Origin of the sequence: Amycolatopsis sp. NPDC101161 (assembly GCF_044768185.1) — a bacterium.
In the GTDB taxonomy this organism is placed as follows: Bacteria; Actinomycetota; Actinomycetes; order Mycobacteriales; family Pseudonocardiaceae; genus Amycolatopsis.
This window is the reverse complement of the sequence record NZ_JBIWPI010000003.1, coordinates 1-21,778: the sequence shown is the minus strand read 5'-3', so window position 1 is coordinate 21,778 and position 21,778 is coordinate 1. Positions and strand designations below refer to the sequence as shown.

At 71.6% G+C, this 21,778-nt stretch carries 19 protein-coding genes and 1 rRNA gene; 6 read left to right on the top strand and 14 right to left on the bottom strand.

Translation table 11 applies throughout. The features are described from left to right. Positions 1 to 82 precede the first annotated feature (82 nt). Together ACIRSS_RS21890 and ACIRSS_RS21885 are read right to left on the bottom strand one after the other, a co-directional pair. Positions 83 to 1,243: an acyltransferase gene (locus ACIRSS_RS21890; RefSeq protein WP_400897673.1), complete on the bottom strand. Its 1,161-nt coding sequence runs from the start codon at positions 1,241 to 1,243 to the stop codon at positions 83 to 85. A 216-nt stretch (positions 1,244 to 1,459) separates the two neighbouring features. Next, positions 1,460 to 2,791, bottom strand: coding sequence for a PLP-dependent aminotransferase family protein (locus tag ACIRSS_RS21885; RefSeq protein WP_400897671.1), 1,332 nt, complete (start codon positions 2,789 to 2,791; stop codon positions 1,460 to 1,462). 62 nt (positions 2,792 to 2,853) lie between these two features. Between ACIRSS_RS21885 and ACIRSS_RS21880 the strand changes: the two genes are divergently transcribed. Continuing rightward, complete coding sequence (locus ACIRSS_RS21880) at positions 2,854 to 3,474, top strand: DJ-1/PfpI family protein (protein WP_400897669.1); 621 nt, start codon at positions 2,854 to 2,856, stop codon at positions 3,472 to 3,474. On the opposite strand, the gene ACIRSS_RS21875 is transcribed toward ACIRSS_RS21880, so the two are convergent. Continuing rightward, positions 3,444 to 4,127 (bottom strand): GntR family transcriptional regulator, encoded by a 684-nt coding sequence (locus ACIRSS_RS21875; RefSeq protein ID WP_400897667.1) that lies wholly within the window; start codon positions 4,125 to 4,127, stop codon positions 3,444 to 3,446. The two genes, ACIRSS_RS21880 and ACIRSS_RS21875, sit on opposite strands and share 31 nt — an antisense overlap. A 149-nt stretch (positions 4,128 to 4,276) precedes the next feature. Between ACIRSS_RS21875 and ACIRSS_RS21870 the strand changes: the two genes are divergently transcribed. From ACIRSS_RS21870 to ACIRSS_RS21855, 4 genes are all read left to right on the top strand, one after another. After that, the gene (locus ACIRSS_RS21870) at positions 4,277 to 5,698 is read left to right on the top strand and encodes an NCS1 family nucleobase:cation symporter-1 (RefSeq protein ID WP_400897665.1); all 1,422 of its coding nucleotides are present in this window, start codon (positions 4,277 to 4,279) and stop codon (positions 5,696 to 5,698) included. Then, positions 5,695 to 6,402: an aspartate/glutamate racemase family protein gene (locus tag ACIRSS_RS21865; protein ID WP_400897663.1), complete on the top strand. Its 708-nt coding sequence runs from the start codon at positions 5,695 to 5,697 to the stop codon at positions 6,400 to 6,402. The genes ACIRSS_RS21870 and ACIRSS_RS21865 overlap by 4 nt, the downstream gene beginning before the upstream one ends. Positions 6,403 to 6,493: 91 nt before the next feature. Then, on the top strand, positions 6,494 to 7,759 hold the full coding sequence (locus tag ACIRSS_RS21860; protein WP_400897661.1) for an alginate lyase family protein: 1,266 nt from the start codon (positions 6,494 to 6,496) through the stop codon (positions 7,757 to 7,759). Between the two features lie 193 nt (positions 7,760 to 7,952). Further along, a complete protein-coding gene (locus ACIRSS_RS21855; protein WP_400897660.1) occupies positions 7,953 to 9,647 on the top strand; it encodes a glycosyl hydrolase family 18 protein in 1,695 nt (564 codons plus the stop codon). Positions 9,648 to 9,650: 3 nt separating this feature from the next. On the opposite strand, the gene ACIRSS_RS21850 is transcribed toward ACIRSS_RS21855, so the two are convergent. The 4 genes from ACIRSS_RS21850 to ACIRSS_RS21835 form a co-directional block, all read right to left on the bottom strand. Further along, on the bottom strand, positions 9,651 to 10,601 hold the full coding sequence (locus tag ACIRSS_RS21850) for a copper transporter (RefSeq protein ID WP_400897658.1): 951 nt from the start codon (positions 10,599 to 10,601) through the stop codon (positions 9,651 to 9,653). Further along, positions 10,598 to 11,782, bottom strand: coding sequence for a putative cytokinetic ring protein SteA (gene steA, locus ACIRSS_RS21845; RefSeq protein ID WP_400897656.1), 1,185 nt, complete (start codon positions 11,780 to 11,782; stop codon positions 10,598 to 10,600). The genes ACIRSS_RS21850 and steA overlap by 4 nt, the downstream gene beginning before the upstream one ends. An 88-nt stretch (positions 11,783 to 11,870) precedes the next feature. Further along, on the bottom strand, positions 11,871 to 13,046 hold the full coding sequence (locus ACIRSS_RS21840) for a DUF1266 domain-containing protein (RefSeq protein WP_400897654.1): 1,176 nt from the start codon (positions 13,044 to 13,046) through the stop codon (positions 11,871 to 11,873). Next, on the bottom strand, positions 13,043 to 14,029 hold the full coding sequence (locus tag ACIRSS_RS21835; protein ID WP_400897652.1) for a zinc-binding alcohol dehydrogenase family protein: 987 nt from the start codon (positions 14,027 to 14,029) through the stop codon (positions 13,043 to 13,045). The genes ACIRSS_RS21840 and ACIRSS_RS21835 overlap by 4 nt, the downstream gene beginning before the upstream one ends. A gap of 66 nt (positions 14,030 to 14,095) precedes the next feature. Here ACIRSS_RS21835 and ACIRSS_RS21830 point away from each other — a divergent pair, with 66 nt between their 5' ends. Continuing rightward, positions 14,096 to 14,542, top strand: a complete 447-nt coding sequence (locus tag ACIRSS_RS21830; protein ID WP_400897650.1) for a MarR family winged helix-turn-helix transcriptional regulator — start codon at positions 14,096 to 14,098, stop codon at positions 14,540 to 14,542. Between the two features lie 228 nt (positions 14,543 to 14,770). Here the strand turns inward: ACIRSS_RS21830 and recN are convergent, their stop codons facing one another. The 7 genes from recN to rrf all read right to left on the bottom strand — a co-directional run. Continuing rightward, positions 14,771 to 16,552: a DNA repair protein RecN gene (gene recN / locus ACIRSS_RS21825; RefSeq protein ID WP_400897648.1), complete on the bottom strand. Its 1,782-nt coding sequence runs from the start codon at positions 16,550 to 16,552 to the stop codon at positions 14,771 to 14,773. 137 nt (positions 16,553 to 16,689) lie between these two features. Continuing rightward, entirely contained in the window at positions 16,690 to 17,616 is a 927-nt protein-coding gene (locus ACIRSS_RS21820) for an NAD kinase (RefSeq protein WP_086683107.1), read from the bottom strand. After that, positions 17,613 to 18,440: a TlyA family RNA methyltransferase gene (locus ACIRSS_RS21815; protein ID WP_400897645.1), complete on the bottom strand. Its 828-nt coding sequence runs from the start codon at positions 18,438 to 18,440 to the stop codon at positions 17,613 to 17,615. The genes ACIRSS_RS21820 and ACIRSS_RS21815 overlap by 4 nt, the downstream gene beginning before the upstream one ends. A gap of 5 nt (positions 18,441 to 18,445) precedes the next feature. Continuing rightward, a complete protein-coding gene (locus ACIRSS_RS21810; RefSeq protein WP_043774930.1) occupies positions 18,446 to 18,643 on the bottom strand; it encodes a hypothetical protein in 198 nt (65 codons plus the stop codon). 16 nt (positions 18,644 to 18,659) lie between these two features. After that, the gene (locus ACIRSS_RS21805) at positions 18,660 to 19,625 is read right to left on the bottom strand and encodes an HAD-IIA family hydrolase (RefSeq protein ID WP_400897643.1); all 966 of its coding nucleotides are present in this window, start codon (positions 19,623 to 19,625) and stop codon (positions 18,660 to 18,662) included. Then, positions 19,618 to 21,591 (bottom strand): hypothetical protein, encoded by a 1,974-nt coding sequence (locus ACIRSS_RS21800; RefSeq protein WP_400897641.1) that lies wholly within the window; start codon positions 21,589 to 21,591, stop codon positions 19,618 to 19,620. Before ACIRSS_RS21800 ends, ACIRSS_RS21805 begins: the two co-directional genes overlap by 8 nt. A gap of 96 nt (positions 21,592 to 21,687) precedes the next feature. After that, a 5S ribosomal RNA gene (gene rrf, locus ACIRSS_RS21795) occupies positions 21,688 to 21,778 on the bottom strand; the annotation flags it as partial.

The window sequence follows — 21,778 nt, the reverse complement described above, 5'->3', positions numbered from 1 at the left end:
CAGCATATCCGAAGACCGCGGATCCGCGCGCCGGGACATGCCCGAACTCTCTTTTGTGCCGTTGACCACCCGACGGGGTGAGTCAGGCGGCGGCCTTGGCAAGGCGCAGGCGCGGCCGTCCCGTCAGCGCGCGGCTGCCCGGCAGGCGCCGCAGCGCCTCGACCATGACGATCGTCAGCGCGATCGTGGCCGCGTAGATGATCACACTCAGCCAGGGCGCCCCGAAGCGGTCGGCCACCCGCGGGATCAGCGGGCCGAGGAACGCCAGCGCGAGCGGGTGGACCAGGAAGATGCTGAACGACCGGTTCGCCGCCCAGGAGACCAGCCGCGCCCCGCGGCCGCCGTCGACGCGGCGACCCGACCACCAGGTGGTGAAGGCGTAGATCGCGGCGATGACGGTGACGCACCACGGGATGAGGTACGGCTGGAACGGGTCGCTGGCCACCTGCGGCAACGTTCCACTGTGGACGGTGTGCAGGTAGTACCACTCGGTGCCCGCCAGCACCGCGATCAGGGCGCCGCCGAGCAGCAGCCGGTGCCGGCCGACCCAGGCGTGCACGGCCTCGAAGTGCATGGCCACGACGGCGCCGAACAGTGTGTAGAACTGGTACGGCAGGACCGTGGCGTACAGGTGGGTGATCGTCTCGTAGCTGACGCCGAACGGCTGGTACGTCATGAAGAGCGTGACGCCGACCTGCAGCCCGCCGCTGCCGAGCAGCAGCCACTTGTGCTTGCCCTCGGTCGCCCGCAGCAGCTTCATGATCCACGGGAACAGCAGGTACACCTGCATCGTCACGAGCAGGAAGTACAGGTGGTACCAGGCGCCGCCGGTGACGAGGTCCTTGAGCAGCAGGCGCATCGACGCCTCGAGCGAGGACGGCTGCTGCGTGCCGGTCACCAGCGAGAACGCCCAGAAGAACATCGACCACGCCAGGTACGGCGTCGCGACCAGCGGCAGCCGCTTGCGCCAGAAGTCGCCCGGGGTGATCTCGCGGCCGCGGTTCTGGAACACCAGCACGAACCCGGTGAGCGCGAAGAACGCCTCGCGCGTGAAGTGCAGCGGTGTCTCGACGGCGTTGGCGCCGACGTCCTGCGGGAAGTTGGTCGCGCCCACCACGTGGATGAGGATCACGCAGGCGAACGTGACCAGCCGGAACAGGTCGATCTGGTGCAGGTACGGCGCTTTCCCACCCGGTCTCGCGATCCGGGAGGGTGCTTCGAGAGTGGCCTGGGCAGTCGTCATCGTGCCGCCGTTCCGGCACCGTCGTCGGCGTGGTTCACGTTGTCAGACTTGCCACCCATTCTGTGAATTTCCCATGAAGGCACTGGGAAGCGCCTGTTGGCAGCGGGTCCGCGGGCTGTTGGATATGCCACGTCCGCTCATGGAGCGAAGACCCGCGGATCATGTTAATACGTGAGCTCTCCGGTACCGAGCGTGACCTTCGTCATCCGGCCGTGATCAGCGGAAAACGTCCCGCTCGACCTCGTCGCGGACCGCTTCGAGACCGGCGCGCAGTTCGGCGTGTCCCACCGATCCCAGCGCCAGCCGGAGCGCCTGCGGCACCGTCGGCGTCGTCGCGAACGGCTCGGCCGTGGCGACCGCCACCCGCCGCCGGGCCAGTGCCGCCACGATGCGGTCCGGCCGGGAGTCGGGAGCGAGCGGCAGCCACCGGAAGTACGACGCCGGGTGCCCGGTCCACGGAAGCCCCGCCAGCACCGCCGAGGCGAGTGCCTGGCGCCCTCGCGCGTCTTCGCGCTTGCGGGCCTCCAAGCGTGCGACGGTACCGTCTTCGAGCCAGCGCCGCGCGATGGCCGTGGTCAGCGCGGGCGTGTTCCAGGTCGTGGCGCGGATCGCGGTCTCGAGGGCCGGGACGAGCTCGGGCGGCGCGACGACGAACCCGACGCGCAACCCCGTCGCGACGCTCTTCGACAGCCCCGAGACGTAGACCGTGGCTTCCGGCGCGAGCATCGCCAGCGGCGGCGGGGCGTCCTCGGCGAGGTAGGCGTAGGACGCGTCCTCGATGATCGTCGCGCCGTGCTGCCGGACGATCTCGACGAGCCGCGTGCGCTGCCCGGCGGAGAGCACCCAGCCGAGCGGGTTGTGCAGGGTCGGCATCGCGTACACCGCGCGGACCCGGCGCCGGCGGCAGAGCCGGTCGAGCGCTTCGAGGTCGGGACCGCCGGCGGTCACCGGCAGCGGCGCCGGGTCGAGGCTGAGCGTGCGCGCGAGCACGCGGAACCCCGGGTAGGTGAGGGCGTCCACCGCGACGACGTCACCGGGCCGGAGCACCGCCATCGCCGTCACGGCCAGGCCGTGCTGGGCGCCGCTGACGATCAGCACCCGCTCGCGGCCGGCCACCAGCCCCCGCGAGCGGAGGTGGACCGCGACCGCGGCCCGGTCGCCGGCGCGGCCCCGGTGCGGCTGGTAGCGCAGCAGCGCGTCGAGGTCGCCCGCCGCGGCGAGGTCCCGCAGCGCCCGGCGCAGCTGGCCGGCCTGGCCGGCCACGGCCGGGGAGTTGAAGCTGAGGTCGACGGCGTCGGCCGCGACCGACCGTTCGTCGACGCCCTCGCCCGCCCCCGGGTCCCGGACGAACGTGCCGCGCCCCTGCTCGCAGCTGACCAGCCCCATCGCTTCCAGCTCGGCGTACACCCGCGACGCCGTCACCACGGCGATGCCCTCGTCGGCCGCGAGCCGCCGATGCGTGGGCAGCCGCGTGCCGGCCGGCCAGTGGCCGTCGCGGATCTTCGCCGCGAAGGCGTCCACGACGGTCTTGTACTTCGGTACTCGCACCCCGGGATTGTAGGCAGGACAATTTATGGACTGTCCTGGATCGGCCGCCTTAACGTGCGGCCATGCACACCGCGATCCTGACCTTCGACGGCTACAACGAACTCGACTCGCTCATCGCGCTCGGCGTCCTGAACCGGGTGAGAGAACCCGGCTGGCGCGTGTCGATCGCGAGCCCGGCCCCGCGGGTGACGTCGATGAACGGCGTCACGATCGACGCGATGATCGACCTCGAAGAGGCTTGCAGCGCCGACGCCGTGATCGTCGGCAGCGGCGCGAAGACCCGCGAAGTCGTCGAGGACCCGGCGATCATGAGCACGCTCTCGCGCCTCGATCCCGCCCGGCAGCTGCTCGCCGCGCAGTGCTCGGGCACGCTCGTCCTGGCCAAGCTGGGGCTGCTCGACGACGTGCCCGCGTGCACCGACCTGACCACGAAGCCGTGGGTCCTCGCGGCCGGCGTCGAGGTGCTGAACCAGCCCTTCTTCGCCCGCGGCACCCTCGCCACCGCCGGCGGCTGCCTGGCCTCGGCGTACCTCGCGACGTGGGTCCTCGCCCGGCTGCACGGCCTCGAAGCCGCGGAGCACGCCATGCACTACGTCGCGCCGGTCGGCGAGAAGGACGAGTACGTCGAGCGGGCCCTGCGGAACGTGACGCCCTACCTCGAGCCGGCCGCGATCTCCGCCTGATCGTCGCCGAAGAGGGACTTCAGCGTCACCTCGCGGTTGACCCGCACGTGCTCGACGGCTTCGGCGTGCGCGCGCTCCGCGTCCCCCGACGCGATCGCCTCGTAGAGCCGGCGGTGCTCGCCGAGCAGGTCGTCCCAGTGCTCGTTCTGGCTCGTGAGCCAGCGCAGCCGGCCCTGCAGGGGCTGCAGCATCGTGGTCAGCAGCGTGTTGCCGGCGATGGCCACGATCTCGTCGTGGAACCGCGAGTTGAGCACGGTGATCCGGGCCGCGTCGCCGCGGGCGGTCGCGCGGGCGGCGTCGGCGAGCATCCGCTCGAGCCGCTTCAGCTCCGGCGCGCCCGCCCGTTCGGCGGCGCGTCCCGCCGCGAGTCCTTCGAGGGCTTCCCGGACGTCGAACAGCTCCTCGACGTCGACCCGCGCGAGCTGCCGGACGACGATCCGCCGCGCCGACTGCTCGACGAGGAACCCCTCGGCCTCGAGGCTGCGGATCGCCTCGCGGACGGGCACCCTGGAGACACCGAGGTCCTCGGCCAGCTCGCGCTCGACCAGCCGGTCGCCCGGGCGCAGCCGGCCGGTCAAGATCCGTTCGCGCAGCTCATCGCGCACCCGCTGCCGGGTGGCCGCGAGGGGCTGCCGCTCGCTCGCCGTCGTCACCGACTCCCCTCCCACAGAAGGCTACGCAACCTTCTGTAACCCGAGTTTAACGACCGGAGGGTTGACGGGGGCGGACATCGGGGTGATATTTGGGATGCCAAATTTTGGTATCCCAAATCGCCGTCGCTGCACGTCGACCGGAGGCCAGCATGACCGCCGCCCCGCTCACCGATTCCCAGCAAGAGACGAGCCCACCGCCGGATCCCCGGCTCTGGAACGAGGACCTCGCCCCGGCGAAGGAACGTCGCTGGAAGGTCTACGACATCTTCGCGCTGTGGATGTCGGACGTGCACAACCTCGGCAACTACACCTTCGCGGCCGGGCTGTTCGTGCTCGGCCTGTCCGCCTGGCAGGTGTTCACCGCCCTGCTGTTCGGCTTCGTGATCATCTACGCCGGCATGAACCTGATGGGCCGGATCGGCCAGCGCACCGGCGTGCCGTTCCCGGTCGTCGCGCGGATCAGCTTCGGCACGTTCGGCGCCAACCTGCCCGCGCTCATCCGCGCCATCATCGCGATCTTCTGGTACGGCATCCAGACCTACCTCGCGAGCGTGGCCATCACGCTGCTCGTGCTCACCATCGACCCGGGCCTGAAACCGTTGACCGAGCACGGTTTCCTCGGCCTGCACGCGCTCGGCTGGATCTGCTTCATCGCGCTGTGGGCGGTCCAGGCGCTCATCCTCACCCGCGGCATGGAGTCGGTCCGCAAGTTCCAGGACTGGTGCGGCCCGGCGATCTGGGTCGTCATGATCGCCCTCGCCGTGTGGATCCTCGCCGCCGGCAACTGGCACATTTCGCTGACCAGCAGCCCGAAGCAGCTCTCGACGGGCGAGCAGATCCGCCAGTGGTTCGGCGCCGCCGGGCTGATCCTGGCCACCTACGGCACGCTGATGCTGAACTTCTGCGACTTCTCCCGCAACGCCCCGGACCAGAAGACGGTCAAGCGCGGCAACTTCTGGGGCCTGCCGATCAACTCGACGGCGTTCGCGCTGCTGTCGGTGATCGTCACCGCGGGCAGCATGCAGGTGTTCGGCGAGGCCATCACCGACCCGGCCGAGCTGCTGTCCAAGGTGCACAACACGCCGGTGCTGATCGTCGGCGCGCTGACGTTCGCCATCGCCACCATGGGCGTCAACATCGTCGCCAACTTCGTCTCCCCCGCCTACGACCTCGCCAACATCTGGCCGAAGCGGATCACCTTCACCGTCGGCGGGATGATCAGCGCGGTCGCCGCGCTGTGCGTGCTGCCGTGGAAGCTGTACTCCTCGCCGGCGGTGGTCAACTACTTCCTCGGCGGGCTCGGCGCGTTCCTCGGGCCGCTGTTCGGGATCATGATCGTCGACTACTACCTGATCCGGCGCGGCAAGGTCGACGTCGCGCAGCTGTTCGTCGCCGACGGGATCTACCCGCGCGTGAACCCGCGGGCGCTGGTGACGTTCTTCCCGACGGCCGCGCTGTCCGCGGTGATCGCGCTGGTGCCGTTCTTCGCCCCGGCCGCGCCGTACTCGTGGTTCATCGGCACGGCGTCGTCGGCCGCCCTCTACTTCGCGGTGTCGAGGAAGCACCGATGAGGATCGTCGTCACCAACTGCAACACCACCGAGGCGATGACCAAGGAGATCGAAGCCGGGGCCCGCGCGGCCGCGAGCCCCGGCACCGAGATCCTCGCCCGGACGCCGCGCTGGGGCCCGGAGTCGGCCGAGGGCTGGCTGGACAGCTTCCTGTCCGCCGCGGCCGTGCTGGATCTGTTGCGGGGCCTGGAAGAACCGTTCGACGCCGTCGTGCTCGCCGGCTTCGGCGAGCACGGCCGCGAAGGCGCCCGCGAGCTGCTGGACGTCCCGGTCGTCGACATCACCGAGGCGGCCGCGCACCTGGCCTGCCTGCTCGGCCGCCGCTACGGCGTCGTGACCACTTTGGACCGGACGTGCGGGCTGATCGAGGACAGCCTGCACGCCGCCGGGGTCGCGCAGAACTGCGTCACGGTGACCGGCGCCGGCCTCGGGGTGCTGGAGCTGACGGACGAGCGTCGCACGGAATCGGCGTTGCTCACCGCCGGCCGCCGCGCCCGGGACGCCGGCGCCGAGGTGCTCGTGCTCGGCTGCGCCGGGATGACCGGCCTGGACCGGAAGATCTCGACGATGCTGGACATCCCGGTCATCGACGGCGTCGCGGCGGCGGTCCGGCTCGCCGAGTCGCTGGTGGCCCTGGGGTTGAAGACCAGCCGTGCGGGTTCGTACGCGCGGCCGCTGGCCAAGCGCCGCACCTGGCCCGATTGACACCTGCCGCCCGAGGAAGTCAGAATCCCTGCAGCCGTACCGCCGCCCGGTGACGACGTGGGGATTTTGACGTCCCCGGAAGGCGGTCGACGTGCGAAGAGCCCTAGGCGCGCTGGCGGTTTCCGCGAGCATGCTCCTGGTCCCGGTCAGCGGGACGGCGGCCGCCGCGGCGCCACCGCACACGATCGTCACCGACGGCGCCAAGCTCGCGAACACCAAGCAGGCGATCCGCGGCGGCCAAGCGTCCAAGGCCCAGCGTGACGCGCTGAAAGCCGTGCTGGCCAAGGCGGACACCGCGCTCACCGCCGGCCCGTGGTCGGTCATGGACAAGCCGTCCGCGCCGCCCAGCGGCGACAAGCACGACTACACGAGCCAGGCGCCGTACTGGTGGGCGAGCCAGCCGAAGACGCCGGAGAACCCGCAGGGCTGCCCGTACGTCAGCAAGGACGGCCAGCGCAACCCCGAGGCCGACGCGATCACCGACCACACCTACCGGATGTGGGCGTGGGACGCGATGTACTACCTCTCGCTGGCCTGGTACTACACCGGCGACGCGAAGTACGCGAAGCGGGCGGCACTGGACATCCGGACGTGGTTCCTCGACCCGGCCACCAAGATGAACCCGAACATGACGTACTCGCAGATCATCCCGTGCAAGACCACGATCAGCGGCACCGGGATCATCGACTCGACCCAGTCGTTCAGCCAGCTGATGGACGCGTTCGCGCTGCTCGACGGCGGCGCGCCGGGCTGGACGGGCAAGGACCGCTCCGGCATCAAGGCGTGGCTGGGCCAGTACCTGACCTGGATGCAGACCAGCCCGCAGGCGAAGCTGGAACTGGCCGCCACCAACAACCACGGCACCTTCCTCGACATGCAGAACGCGACGATCTCGGCGTACCTGGGTCACCGCGACGCCGCCCGGAAGATCGTCCTCGACGCGGAGCAGAAGCGGTTCCCGGTGCAGTTCGCCGCCGACGGCAGCCAGCCCCTCGAGCTGTCGCGGACGATGTCGTGGCACTACGCCAACTTCAACCTCACCGCGTGGGGCCGGATGGCGGAGGTCGGGAAGAACCTCGGCGTCGACGTCTGGAAGTACCAGGCGCCGAACGGCGTGACGCTGCGGAAGGTCGTCGACCAGCTGATCCCGGGCGCGCTGCACGGCGCGGAAGCCTGGCCGCACCAGCAGATCGGCGTGTTCGACCAGTCGATCGCGGCCGACATCTTCCACGCCGCCGCCGAAGAGGCCCACGACTCCGACGCGGCGGCCGCGCTGAAGCAGATGCCGCTGCCGGCCGGCGGCGACACGTGGCCGGCGCGCGTGTCGTGCTTCCCGCTCGACCCACCACTGAAGTAGGGAGAATCCGGACACCGCGTCGCATAGCTCGCGGTCCGGCAGATTGGTCTAGTCCAAAGTATTGACACCTCGTCGTCTCCGCGCGCACATTCATGACCGGGGCCGGACCCGCTTCGTGAAGAACCGTCGCGTACGCCCTCTCCCGCGCCGTCGCGGCCGGGAGAGGGCCGTCCGCCTGCGCGAGGAGACGCCCATGCAGCGAAGATTCGCCCTGGTCGCCGCCGCGGCCGCCGCCGTCGTGATCGGCGGGCTGACCGTCGCCGGCCCGGCCGCGCCGGGCGCGGCCGCCGCGACCTCCGGCGGGGTCCGGATCGCCTACTACGACCAGTGGAGCATCTACCAGAACGCCTACTACCTGAAGAACGTCGACGCCATCGCCGGCAACCTCGACTACCTGCTCTACGACTTCGAGAACATCGATCCCACGAACCTGACGTGCTTCGAAGCGACCAAGGCGACGACGCCGGATCCCGGCGGGGAAAGCGACCCCAACGCCGGGGACGGCGCCGAGGACCAGTTCGCCGACTACCAGAAGACGTTCGGCTCCGACATCAGCGTCGACGGCACCGCCGACACCTGGAACCAGCCCGTCGCCGGCAACTTCCACCAGCTGCAGGAGCTCAAGGCCAAGCACCCGAACCTCAAGGTGCTGCTGTCGATCGGCGGCTGGACGTACTCGAAGTACTTCTCCGACGCCGCCGCGACCGACGCGTCCCGCAAGAAGTTCGTCGGCTCGTGCCTGGACATGTTCATCAAGGGCAACATCCCGGCGTCGGGCGGCTACGGCGGCCCGGGCACCGCGGCCGGCATCTTCGACGGCATCGACATCGACTGGGAGTACCCGGGTTCGCCGACCGGGCACGTCGGCAACCACTACACCGCCGCCGACACCGCGAACTACACCGCGCTGATGGCGGAGTTCCGCAGCGAGCTGGACGCGTTGGGCGGCAAGCACTACGCGCTCTCGGCCGCCCTGCCCGGCGGCCAGGACAAGATCGCGAAGATCCAGACCGACCGGATCGGCCAGTACCTGGACTTCGGCGACGCGATGACCTACGACATGCACGGCGCGTGGGACGCGACCGGGCCGACGAACTTCCAGGACCCGCTGTACTCGTCGCCGAACGACCCGTCCGGCACGATCCCGCCGGGCACCGAGAAGTACACGATCGATTCGGTGGTGAAGGACTACCTGCACGGCAACAGCGCGTACGGCATCGCGGGCGGCTTCCCGGCGGCCAAGCTGACGCTCGGCATCCCGTTCTACTACCGCGGCTGGACCGGCGTGCCCGCCGGGTCGAACCACGGCCTGTACCAGTCGGCCTCGGGTCCGTCACCCGGGCACGCGTTGAGCGGCAACGTCCCCGGCGTCGCGATGTACAAGGAACTGTCCGGCGTCGTCGACAACCCGGCGGACACGTACTGGGACCCGGTCACGCAGTCGGCGTGGTTCTACGACGGGACGAACTTCTACGGCGGCTCGTCGGCGCAGTCGGTCCGGGCGCGCACGGACTACATCCACTGCACGGGTCTCGGTGGCGCGATGATGTTCTCGCTCTACGACCTGGACCCGGGGTCGACGTTGTTCCACGCGGTGGTCGACGGTCTCGCGGCCTCGACGCCGAACTGCTCGGCCCCGCCGACCACGACACCCACCACCCCTACTACTCCGACCACACCCACCACGCCCACGACCCCGACCACGCCCACCACGCCGCCGACGACGACCACCACACCGCCGTCGATCGCCGCGTGGGCACCGTGGACCGCGTATGCGGTCGGCGCCAAGGTGACCTACAACGGCGTCACGTACACGTGCCGCCAAGCGCACACGTCGCAGCCGGGCTGGGAACCGCCGAACGTCCCGGCGTTGTGGCTCGCGAGCTGAGCCTCAGTTCCCGTCGGGGTGGCTGACCCCGGGCGCGGGGGCCTGGGCGTTACCGGCGATGCCGTAGCGTCCAGCGCCCCCGTCGAGCTGTTCCTTCAACGCCAGGATCGTGCTCACCCGCCCGGCCGAGCTGTCCACGTTGTCCACAGTGGACAGGATCGACGTCGCCGAGGTGTCGGCGCGGACCACGCCCAGCGCGCCGGTGCCGTCCGCGGAACCGGCGTCCCCGGCGAGGACCGTGCCGGCGCCGGAGCGGTCGAGCTGCGTGGCGAACCGGGCGATCGTCGCCGCGCGGTCACCCGCGCCGTCGCCCGTCGCCTGCGCCCCGGTCAGCACGATCGCCAGCTGCGCCGGCTTGACGTCCCCGCCCGCCTTGACGAACCCGCCGTCGGTGAGACCGCCGATCGCGGCCGCCAGCTCCTCACCCGAGGACTGCGGCTTCGCCGTGGTCTTGTCCAGCAGCAGCACCGAACCGAGCAGCGCGCCGGCGAGCGTGCCGGAGTCGCCCGCGGTCGGGAACTTCGAGCCGGCGGGCTGCAGCCGCGTGACGACGTCGCGCAGCTGGTCGGCCTTCCCCGGGTCGGCGAACGCCGACGTCAGCTGCACTTCGCCGGTCACCGACGCGCCGGCCTGGCCGACCAGCTGCTTGAGCGCGTCCCGGTCGGCCGGGCGCGCGTCCTCGGTGGTCACGAGCACCACCGACCGCTTGTCCAGCGCGCCCGCGACGACCTTCGGCCCCATCGAGCCGGCGAACGCGTCGGCGTCGGCCAGCCGGGCGTTGAGCGCGTTGCGCTGCGCCTCGAGGTCGGAGACCTGACTGCCGAGGTCCTTCTTCTCCCCCGCGAGCCCCGACAGCAGCGTGCCGTTCAGTGCCGTCGAGCCGAGCACGACCCCGACCGCCAGCGCGAGGAAGCAGGCGGCGATGGAAACGACGTGGTAGCGCAGCGAAATCACGTGAACAGTCCCTTGACCCAGGCGGCGAACGAATTCCAGGTGTCCTTCAGCCAGTCCAGGTAGACCGCGCCCACGTCGGACACCAGCAGGGCCGCGGCGACCACCACGACCGCGGCGAGCACGAGCAGCACGACCGCGCCGATCGACACCCGGCTGCGGTGCAGCGTCGCCACCGCCTTCCCGTCGACGAGCTTCGTGCCGAGCTTCAGCCGGGTCAGGAACGTCGACGGGTTCGAGCCGGACCGGCCGTGGTCGAGGAACTCGCGCAGCGTCGCCTGGAAGCCGACCGTGACGACCAGGCTCGCGCCGTGCGCGTCGGCCAGCAGCAGCGCGAGGTCTTCGGCGTTGCCCGACGCGGGGAACGTCACCGCGCCGATGCCGAGGTCCTGGATCCGCTCGACACCGGGGGCGTGCCCGTCCGGCTGGGCGGGCACCACGACCTCGGCGCCCCCGCGCAGGGTGGCGGTGCCGATGCCGGTGGGGTCGCCGACGATGACGTCCGGGCGGTACCCCTGCACGCGCAGGGTGTCGGCGCCGGCGTCCACACCGATCAGCACCGGGCGGTGCTCGGCGACGTACTTCTTGAGCTTCTTGAGGTCTTCGGCGTGCCCGTTGCCGCCCGCGACGACCAGCACGTGCCGGTCGCGGAGGGCGACCTTCAGCTCCGGCACGCCGACGCCGTCGAGGATCAGCGTGCGCTCGCGGCGCAGGAACTCGATGGTGTTGGCCGAGAACGCCTCCAGCTGCGTCGACATCCCGGCCTTGGCCTCGATCATCTGGTCCGCGACGCTGTCGGCGGTCTGCTCGATCCCGGAGGCGACCTGGCGCTCGCCGACGTACACGAGGCCTTCGTGCAGCCGCAGCTTGGTGCCGTCCTTGATCGTGCGCAGCAGCTCGCCGCCGACCGAGTCGACCAGCGGGACGCCGGCGGCGATGAGGATTTCCGGCCCCAGGTTCGGGAACCGGCCGGAGATCGACGGCGACGCGTTGACCACGCCGGCCACCTCCGCCTCGACCAGGGCGTCGGCCGTCTGGCGGTCGAGGTCCAGCTGGTCGAGCACGACGATGTCGCCGGGACTGATCCGGCGCAGCAGCTCCCGGGTCCGGCGGTCCACGCGGGCGACGCCGGTGATCCCCGGGAGGGGTTCTTGGTTCCGCGTGAGCAAGCCGGTGAGCTTCATGTGGCCGATGGTGACAAATTTGCTCGTGGGACGATGCTCGCCACGCCGTAGCCCAGGTAACTCGTTGTGGTGACCTCCCCCGCACGGGTCAGGCGTCGGACTCCTCCGAGAGCGACCCGAAATCGAGGTTCACCCAGGGGCTGCCCGGGTCCTGAAGGAGCTGGTGGTGGACCCGCACAGCCGCCGGGTACCACTCGCCGAACTCGTCCTCCTCGGCGTGCAGGACGCGGCCCATCAGGTACCCGGCCGACAGGTCGGCCCATGACTGGTGGTAGCGGCGCGCCAGCGACCCCGCTTCGAGCACCATCAGCTCGGCGGTCAGCGCGTCGCAATACCCGACCGCGAGCCCCCAGCGCGCGATGTTGACCGCGCGGCCGACGTCCCACGAAAGCGCCGTCGTGACGAAGCCGTCCGCGTCGACCAGGCCGTCGGCCCGGAAGCGCTGTTCGCAGCGCGAGACCCGGCGGACGGTGTGCCGCAGCTCCTCGGCCTGGTCGGCCGCGTCGTTCTCCGCGCACCACCGGTCGACCAGGTCCGCCCAGGTGAGCGGGTCGAACTCGCCGCTGGTCAGCCCGTACTCGGCGGCGAACCGCAGGCGCAGCATGAGCACGAGGTTGCCCGGCGTCAGCGCGTAGCCGTCGCCGATCAGGTCGGCCATCGTCGCGCGCCAGGCCGGCGGGTCCGGCACGCCCCACCAGTCCCGCAGGCCCCGCACCTCGGCGACGTAGTCGTGGCGGCGCGCGTCGAGGACGTTCCACGGCGCCGCGTTGAGCACGGCCAGGTGCGCGCCGCACGCCAGCGCGTGCGCGATCGGTCCTTCGAGGTGCCCGTACGGCGCGGTGATCAGCCGTTCGACCTGCTCCTCCAGCGGGACGACGTCGTCGTGGTGCGCGTCGAGCCACGGCTGCAGGGTCGCGCCGGCCAGCCGCCACTCGCCGCGGGTGCCGCGGTTGAACACGACCCGCTCGTGCCGCCCGACGCCGTCGACCGCCCAGTCCAGCGCCCCGCTCATGGCGACGACGTCCGGACCGAGGTCGGGCAGCGCGCCGCGGGTGAAGACCTGCAGGAACTCGTCGCCGCCGGTCTCGAAGTAGACGTTCGGGAACGTCTCCGCCCGCTCGTCGAGGATGCTGTGGGCGTCCACCCGCCGGATCGGGACGAAGAGCTCTTCCCCGGCGAGCAGGCCGAGGTAGCCGTCCAGGTCGCCGTCGCGGCGGGCGGCGGCCAGCTGGGCTTCGACGTCGGCGGGCGGCGGCAGGATCACGGGGCGGCTCCCTCCGCTCGGCCGGTCAGCACGACGAGCTTGCCCGCCGTCCGGTTGTGCTCCAAGTCGTCGTGCGCCTGCTGGATCTCCGTCATCGCGTACACCTTGGCCGGGCCGAGGCTCGTTTCGCCGGCGGCGATCCGGTCGAGGTGGCGCTGGAGGACGGAGGCGGGCAGGTCGTCCGCCTCACCACCATAAGCGGTCAACCGCACCCCGGCGGGAAGGTATCCGATCGGATAGAAGTTCGAGATCGTCCACTGGTTGGACAACATGCCGGTGAAGCAGACGGTGCCGTGCACGCGGGTGGCGTTCAGGGTGTCCGGCAGGGTCGGCGTCCCGACGAGTTCGAGGGCGGCGTCGACCCCCTCGGGCGCGATCTTCCGGACCTGGGTGGCGATGTCGCCGTCGTCGAGGAGCGGGTGGTCGACGCCATGGTCGCGCAGGGTCTGAAGCCGCTCTTCTTGGCGGGTGGTCGCGAAGACGGTGGCGCCGAGGTCCTTCGCCAGGGCCGCGGTGGCGAACCCGAGCGCGGACGTGCCGCCGCGGATCAGCAGCGTCTGGCCGTCCTTGAGGTCGAGCCCGGTGGTGAGCGAGCCGTACGCGGTCTGCAGCGTTTCGGGGACCTGGCCGAGAACTTCCCACGGCAGGTCGCTCCGGAACGGGATGACCTGGCTCTCCGGCACGAGGGTGTATTCGGCGTAGCCGCCGTCGAAGGTGCGGCCCATCCCGCCCATCATGGTGGCGACCTGCTGCCCGGGTGCGAAACGACCACCGGCGTCGACGACCCCGACGGCCTCGATCCCGGGAACGCGCGGGAACGTGACGCCGTCGGCCAGGCCGAGGCGGGTGTGCAGCTCGGACCGGTTGAGCCCGAACGCCTTGACGGCGATCCGCACCCAGCCGGGTTTCACCTCGGGCAGCGGAAGTTCCTTCAGTTCGAGGTTCTCGACGGGACCGGGTTCTCGGAGTACCACCGCGCGCATCCTGGGTCCTTTCTTCGCAAGCGAACAGTCCGCACAACAACAGTCCGCGCGAGTAGTATTCCCGGAGTGAGCTTGTCCCACGAACACGACGCGGCCTGGCGGGGGTTCCTGCGCTCATCGGCGCTGTTGCTGCGGGTACTGGACGCCGAGCTGCGAGCCGAACACGGGATGCCGCACCGGACGTACGACGCACTGGTCCAGCTGTCGGAGGCCCCGGACCGCCGGCTGCACATGAAGGAGCTGGCGGAGGCGCTGGTGCACAGCCCCAGCGGCTTGACGCGCGTAGTGGACGGCTTGGAGCGCGACGGCTACGCGCGGCGCGAGGTGGACCCAGCGAACCGCAGGTCAACGCTGGTGGTGCTGACCGACAAGGGTTTGGCGGCGCTGGAACGGGCCTGGCCAACCCACGTGCGCGGGGTACAGCGGCACTTCGCGGACCACGTGAGCCGTGAGCAGGCGCGAACGCTGGCGCAGGTGTTCGGCGCCATCAACGCTGACCTCGAGAGCCGCTAAGAGCCGGGCAGCCCAGTCCGGCCCCGGCGCGGCCCCATCCGCCGGTGGCGCCCCAACCCCAGCGGCCCAGTTCGGCCCTCGGCGCGGCCCCAACCCGCGGCGGCACCCCAGCTCCGGCGGCCCAGTCCAGCCATGGCCCAGTCACAACCCGGGCGGCGCCCCAACCCTCGGCGGCCCAGTCCAGCCCATTCCGCCGGCCCCGGCCCGGGTCTCCGCCCGGAGAGCCGCCTACTTCTTCTTGCCCCGCTTGGGCTTCGGAGCCGGCTCGGCTTTGGCCTTCTCCGCCGTCGCCAGGAGCTCCTCCGCGTGCGCGCGGCCCGTCTCGGTGTCGTCCATGCCGGCGAGCATCCGGGCCAGCTCGTTGACCCGCTCGGTCTGGCTGAGGTTCTTCACGCCGCTGCGCGTCACGCCGCCGCTGTGGCCCTTGTCCACCACCAGGTGCTGGTCCGCGAACGCCGCCACCTGCGGCAGGTGCGTCACCACCAGGACCTGGTGCGTCCGGGCCAACCGGGCCAGCCTCCGGCCGATCTCGACCGCCGCGCGGCCACCGACCCCGGCGTCGACCTCGTCGAACACCAGCGTCTGGACCGTGTCCGCGTGCGCCAGCACCACCTCGATCGCCAGCATCACCCGCGACAGCTCACCGCCCGACGCGGCCTTGTGCACCGGCAGCGGCGGCGCGCCGTCGTGGGCGCGCAGCAGCAGCTCGACGTCGTCGACGCCGTCCGGGCCCGCGTGCACCGCGCGGCCGTCGAGGGGCAGCGCGTGCGTGTCGCCGTGCTCGGCCGGGCGCTGCTCGACCGTCACCTCGATCGCCGCCTGGCCCATCGCCAGCCCGGACAGTTCCCGCGTGATCTCCTCCGCCAGCGCGGCCGCGGCCTCGACGCGCGCGGCCGACACCTCGACCGCGTGCCCGGCCAGCTGCACCGCGAGCTGGTCGCGCCGCAGTGCGAGTTCGGCGAGCGCCTCCTCCGACGTGTCCATCGACTCGAGCCGGCGCCGGGCGTCGTCGGCCCAGGCGAGCACGCCGTCGACGTCCGCCGCGTACTTGCGGGTCAGCCGCTTGAGGTCGGCCTGGCGGGCGAGGACCTTCTCCAGCAGCGCCGGGTCGGCGTCCAGCGTCTCGACGTAGCTGCCCAGCTCCGACCCGACGTCGGTCAGCAGCGTCGACGCCTCCTCCAGCCGCGGCGCCAGCTCGCGCAGCACCGCGTCTTCGGACGTCGCGAGCCGCCGCAGCGCCTCGGAAACCATGCCCATCGCGCTCGGGGCGTCCGGGTCGCCGTCCGGCGAGCCCGACAGCGCCAGGTGCGCCTCGGTCGCGGCCGCGCGCAGCTCGTCGGCCGCCGCGAGCCGCTTGATCTGCGCGGTGAGCTCGACGTCCTCGCCCGGCTCCGGCGCGACGGCGTCGATCTCGGTCAGCCCGTGCTTGAGCAGGTCGGCCTGCTGGGCCATCTCCCGCGAGCGCGTCGACCGCTCGGTCAGCTCCGCGATCACCGCCAGCCACTCGGACCGGACCTCGCGGTACGCGGTCAGCGGCTTCGCCACCGCGTCGCCGGCGAACCGGTCGATCACATCGCGCTGTTCGCTCGGGCGCAGCAGCCGCAGCTGGTCGTTCTGCCCGTGCACCGCGATCAGCTGTTCGGACAGCTCCGCGAGCACGCCGACCGGCACCGACCGGCCCCCGAGGTGCGCGCGCGAGCGCCCATCCACCGCGACGGCCCGCAGCGCGATGACGCTGCCGTCCTCGTCGACGTCGGCACCCGACTCGGTGACGATCCGCTCGGCGCCTTCGACCCCGGAATAGGTGAACCGCCCTTCCACGAACGCCTTGAGCATCCCCGTCCGGACTTTGGACACCTCGGCTCGGCCCCCGGACAGCAGATGCAGCCCGGTGACGACCATGGTCTTTCCCGCACCCGTCTCACCGGTGACGACGGTGAAGCCCGCGTGCAGTTCCAGCAGGGCGTCCTCGATGACTCCGAGGCCCTGGATGCGCATCTCGGCCAGCACGCCGCCTACGGTAGCGGCCCCCACCGACACTCTGCGCGCGCGGGCACCCGGCGAGTCGCCGATATGTTCGAATTCGAGTCAAATCAGCGGCGCGGAGCGCCTCGGTTGAGGGTGGTGGTGGGGAGGAAGGCGGAGGGTCACTCGCAGGGGCGCGCGTGCCGCTCCCGCCAGCTCTTCACCGGCAGCGAGAACTTCTGCACGAGCCGATCGGTGAACGGGCCGTCCCACAGGCGGACCAGCCGCACCGGGGTCTTGCCGCACGTCACCCGCACGCGGGCGCCCGGCGGCAGCTCGATGAGCCGGCCGCCGTCGCAGGTCAGGACGGCGGGCGAGCCGTCGGGGTCGATCCCGACGGTGATCACCGAGTTCCGCGAGACGACGAGGGGCCGCGCAAACATCGCGTGAGCGTTGCTCGGCACCACCAGCAGCGCCTGGACGTCCGGCCAGATGATCGGGCCGCCCGCCGAGAACGCGTACGCCGTCGAACCGGTCGGTGTGGCGCACAGCACACCGTCGCAGCCGAACGCGGACACCGGGCGGCCGTCGACCTCGATCAGCGCGTCCAGGACCCGCTCGCGGGTGCTCTTCTCGACGCTGGCCTCGTTGAGCGCCCACTCGCGGGCGAGCTCTTCGCCGTCGTGGGTGACCGTGACGTCGATGGTCATCCGCGGTTCGACCTGGTAGTCGCCGTCGACCACGCGCTGCACGGTGTCGGCCAGCGCGTCCGAGTCGGCCTCGGCGAGGAAGCCGACGCGGCCGAGGTTGACGCCGAGCACCGGCACGCCGGCCGGGCGGGCCAGCTCGGCCGCGCGCAGCAGCGTGCCGTCGCCGCCGAGGACGAAGACGAGCTCGACCCCTTCGGCGGGGTTGTCGTCCGGGTCCACGACGGTGCAGGTCGCCCCGACGCCGTGCTCGTCGGGGTTGATCAGCGCGCAGACGTCGTGCTCGATCACCCGGATCCGGATACCGGCCTTGGCGAAGCGCGCCGAAACCTCGCGCGCGGCCTCGCCCGTCGCTTCGCGATCGGGGTGCACCATGAGGAGCACTTCACGTTCGGTGGTCATGCGGGCCCTTCCTCGACGGCGGTTCGGACGAGCCGCTCGGCCTCAGACCTGTCTACCGCGTCCACAGTGGACTCGGCCACGTGTTCTTTCTTCAGCCACACGAAGTACTCGACGTTCCCGGACGGCCCGGGCAGCGGGCTCGCGGTGACGCCGCGCAGCGCGAGCCCGAGCTTCGCGGCCTCGTCGATGACCGTGAGCACCGATTCGGCGCGCAGTTCGGGGTCGCGGACGACGCCACCGCTGCCGAGCCGGTCCTTGCCCACTTCGAACTGCGGTTTCACCATCGGCACGAGGTCGCCGCCTTCGCGCGCGCAGGCGGCGAGCGCGGGCAGCACGAGCTTCAGCGAGATGAACGAGAGGTCCCCGACGACGACGTCGACCTGGCCGCCGAGGTCCTCGGGAGAGAGGTTGCGAACATTGGTGCGGTCCATGACCACTACACGTTCGTCGGTGCGGATCCGCCAGTCGAGCAGGCCGCGACCCACGTCGGCGGCGATCACGGTCGCGGCGCCGTTGCGGAGCAGGACGTCGGTGAAGCCGCCGGTGGACGCGCCGGCGTCGAGGCAGCGCTTGCCCTCGACACTCAAGTCCGTGAACGCTTCCAGGGCGCCGAGCAGCTTGTGCGCGCCGCGGGAGGCCCAGCCGGGGTCGTCCTCGTCCTTGACGACGATGGGCGCGTCGGATTCCACGCCGGTGGCGGGTTTGCTGGCCACCATGCCGCGCACGGTGACCTTGCCGCCGGTGATCAGGGCCGAGGCCTGCTCGCGCGACCGTGCGAGGCCGCGCCGGACCAGCTCCGCGTCGAGGCGCGCCCGCTTGGGCACCGCGGTCAGACCTTGTCGATGCTGGAGAGGGCGACCGTCAGCTCGGTGTGCACGGCGTCGAACCGCTCGACGTGCTCCGCGAGCGGCAGCGCGTCGAGGTCGTCCAGCCCGGCGACGGCTTCGTCGATGCCGGCCCGCGGGTCGGTCTGCTGCGAGAACGAACCGGGCGGCGGGCCCGGGACGGGGTAGGGATGATCCTGCACGTTACGACGGTAGCAGTCAGCGCAGCCGGGCCTTCGTGTCCTCGCCGAGTTCGGTGACGCCGGTCTCCCAGGCCACGTGGCACAGCGCGCGGAGCAGGTCCAGGTCGTCGCCGTCGCCCTTCGCCGTCAGGGTGCCGTGCTCGACGGTCACGGTCCAGCCCGGACGAGGGCCGATCTTCAGGTCGTCGGCCGACTCGGTGAGCGCGGTGAGGTCCTTCGCGAGGTAGGTGGCGCGCTCGGCCGGGACGGCCTCGATCAGCTGTTCCGGCGTCGCGACGCCGGAGAGGACGACCAGCGAGTCCATGCCCGCGGCGACCGCGCCGGCGATGTCGGTGTCCAGCCGGTCGCCGACAACGAGGGGTCGCTCCGCGCCCGCCGACCGCGCGGCGGTCTCGAACAGCAGCGGCTCCGGCTTCCCGGCGACGAGCGGCTCGACGTCGGTGGCGGTGCGCAGCGCGGCGACCATCGAGCCGTTGCCGGGCAGCAGCCCGCGCTCGCTGGGCAGGGTGGCGTCGACGTTGCAGGCCACCCAGAGCGCGCCGGCGCGGATGGCCAGGCAGGCTTCGGCCAGCGCGGCCCAGGTGTTGTCGGGCGAGTGGCCCTGGACGACGGCTTGGACGCTCGGGGCGTTCTCGCGGACGGCTTCGAGGCCGGCTCCGGTGACTTCGGCGGCGAGGGACTCGGTGCCAACGACGAGGACCTCGGCGCCGGCCTCGAGCCGTTCCTTCAGCAGCTGCACACCGGCTTGGGCGCTGGTGTGCACCTCACCGGCGTCGGCGGGCATGCCGAGGCCGGTGAGGTGGTCGACGACCTCGGCCGGGGCCTTGGACGCGTTGTTCGTGACGAACCGGACCGGTGTGCCGTGTTCACGCGCGGCCCGCACCGTCTCCGGGGCGCCCGGGATCACCCGGGTGCCGTGGTAGACGGTGCCGTCGAGGTCGAACAGGACCGCGTCGTAGGCCGCGAGCAGGGCGTCACTCATCCGAGTCTTCGGTGTCCTTCTTCTCGTTCGCCAGTTCCGCCGCGCGTTCGGCGGCGTCGGTCTCGTCCTCGGCGTCGGCCTCGGCGGAGTTGAGGAACCACTGGACGGCCTCGTCCTTGCGCCCGGCGGCGACGAGGTTGTCGGCGTAGGCGTAGAAGAGGCGAGCGCTCCACGGGTCGCGCTTCTCGGCCTTGAGGTCGTCACCCTGCAGCGAGACGACGGCGGCGTCGAGCTGCCCGAGGTCCCGCCGAGCCCCGGCCGCGACGATGGCGAGCTCGACCTGGACGGCCTTCGCCAGCTTCGTGGTGTCGGCTTCCTTCGCGAGGTCGAGGGCGCGTTCGGGCCGGCCGAGTGCGCGCTCGGCATCGGCGATGATGGCGATGTGGTCGTCGCTGCGCGTCATCCGCCGGACGGCCCGCAGCTCGGAGAGGGCTTCCGACCAGTTGCCGGCGTGGTAGGCGACGAGGCCGAGCGCTTCCCGCACGATCGGCACGCGCGAGGCCTTGGCCTTGGCGTACTTGGCGTGCTCGAGCGCGGCTTCCGGATCGGAGTCGATCAGGCCGCCCGCGGCGACGAGGTGCTTCCCGACGGTCTCGGCCAGGCCCTTGGGCAGGGTCCGCAGCTCGCGGCGGGCCTCCTCGTCGAGGTCGGAGAACTCGATGTCCTCGGGGAGTTCCGGGGCTTCGAGGAGTTCCCTGGCGAGGGCCTCGTCGTCGAGAGGACCGCCGACGCGCGGCTGCGGGTCGCGACGGGGCCGGTCACGCCGGGTGTCGTCGCGCCGGCTGTCGTCGCGCTTGAAGCCGCCGGCGCGGGGGCCGCGGTCGTCGTCGCGGCGCTGGTAGCCGCCGCGGTCTTCACGCTTGAAGCCGCCGGTCTGGGCGCCGCGGTCATCGCGGCGCTGGTAGCTGCCACGGTCTTCACGCTTGAAGCCGCTGGTCTGGCCACCGCGATCGTCGCGACGGTCGGAACCACCGCGGTCATCCCGCTTGAAACCGCCGGTGCGGGCACCGCGGTCGTCATCGCGCCGCTGGTAGCCGCCGCGGTCCTCGCGCTTGAAGCCACCGGTCCGGCTGCCACGGTCATCGTCGCGGCGCTGGTAGCTGCCGCGGGAGTCCGAACTGCCACGGCTCCGGTCGTCGTCCCGGCGCTGGTAACCACCGCGCGAGTCCGAGCTACTACGGCCGCGATCGTCGTCGCGCCGCTGGTAGCTACCGCGCGAGTCCGAGCTACTACGGCCACGGTCGTCGTCGCGCCGCTGGTAACTGCCACGGGAGTCCGAGCTACTACGCCCGCGGTCATCATCGCGGCGCTGGTAACTGCCGCGCGAGTCCGAGCTACTGCGGCCGCGGTCGTCGTCGCGGCGCTGGTAGCTGCCGCGGGAGTCCGAACTGCCACGGCTCCGGTCGTCGTCGCGGCGCTGGTAGCCGCCGCCGCGGGAGTCCGAGCCGGGGCGGCTGCTGCGGTCCTCCCAGCGCGGCTTGCGGTCGCCGTACGAGGACTTGCCCTGGGGGCGGCCGCCGCGGTCGTCCTGACCTCGGCTCGGGTTCTCGTAGCGCCCGCCGGAGCGGTTGCTGTCGCGGTCCTCGTACCGGCCACCGCCGGAACGGCTCGGGCCGCCCGAATACCGGCTGCTGCCGCCCGGCCGGCCGCCGGAGTCGCGGCCACCGTCGCGGAAGCTGCCGCGACGGTCGTCGCGGTCGCTCGTACCACGCCCCTGACCTGCGTATCCTCCGCGCTGGTCGCGGGGACCGTCGCTGCCGCGGAACGGCTTGCCGCCGCCGCGGACCCCGCGGTCGTCGCGGCGCGGCCGGCCCTGGTGACCGCTGTCGCGGCCGCCGCGGTCCTGCTTCGCGCCACCGCGCTGGTTTCCCCGGGGTTCGTCCGATCGGCCCCGGGAGCCTTCGTCCCGGCGTGCCGACCGGCCGGACCCATCATCCGCTGAGTCTCGTCGACCGAACTCGGACACCTGGCCTCCTGCCATGAAAAAATCTTGTTCCGGACATACGCGTACGGCCCGCTAGGGCAGCCAACTGGCTATCCTAACGGGCCGTACGTAAGGTAAGTTCGGCGGTGTCCTACTCTCCCACAACCCTTCGGTTGCAGTACCATCGGCGCTGTCAGGCTTAGCTTCCGGGTTCGGAATGGGACCGGGC

What these genes read in the sequence shown, in the direction of transcription:
- steA (WP_400897656.1), bottom strand. Translation starts at nt 11,782, where the DNA reads ATGAAGCTCACCGGCTTGCTCACGCGGAACCAAGAACCCCTCCCGGGG.
- ACIRSS_RS21835 (WP_400897652.1), bottom strand. Translation starts at nt 14,029, where the DNA reads ATGCGCGCGGTGGTACTCCGAGAACCCGGTCCCGTCGAGAACCTCGAA.
- ACIRSS_RS21820 (WP_086683107.1), bottom strand. Translation starts at nt 17,616, where the DNA reads ATGACCACCGAACGTGAAGTGCTCCTCATGGTGCACCCCGATCGCGAA.
- ACIRSS_RS21890 (WP_400897673.1), bottom strand. Translation starts at nt 1,243, where the DNA reads ATGACGACTGCCCAGGCCACTCTCGAAGCACCCTCCCGGATCGCGAGA.
- ACIRSS_RS21855 (WP_400897660.1), top strand. Translation starts at nt 7,953, where the DNA reads ATGCAGCGAAGATTCGCCCTGGTCGCCGCCGCGGCCGCCGCCGTCGTG.
- ACIRSS_RS21865 (WP_400897663.1), top strand. Translation starts at nt 5,695, where the DNA reads ATGAGGATCGTCGTCACCAACTGCAACACCACCGAGGCGATGACCAAG.
- ACIRSS_RS21870 (WP_400897665.1), top strand. Translation starts at nt 4,277, where the DNA reads ATGACCGCCGCCCCGCTCACCGATTCCCAGCAAGAGACGAGCCCACCG.
- ACIRSS_RS21805 (WP_400897643.1), bottom strand. Translation starts at nt 19,625, where the DNA reads ATGAGTGACGCCCTGCTCGCGGCCTACGACGCGGTCCTGTTCGACCTC.
- ACIRSS_RS21880 (WP_400897669.1), top strand. Translation starts at nt 2,854, where the DNA reads ATGCACACCGCGATCCTGACCTTCGACGGCTACAACGAACTCGACTCG.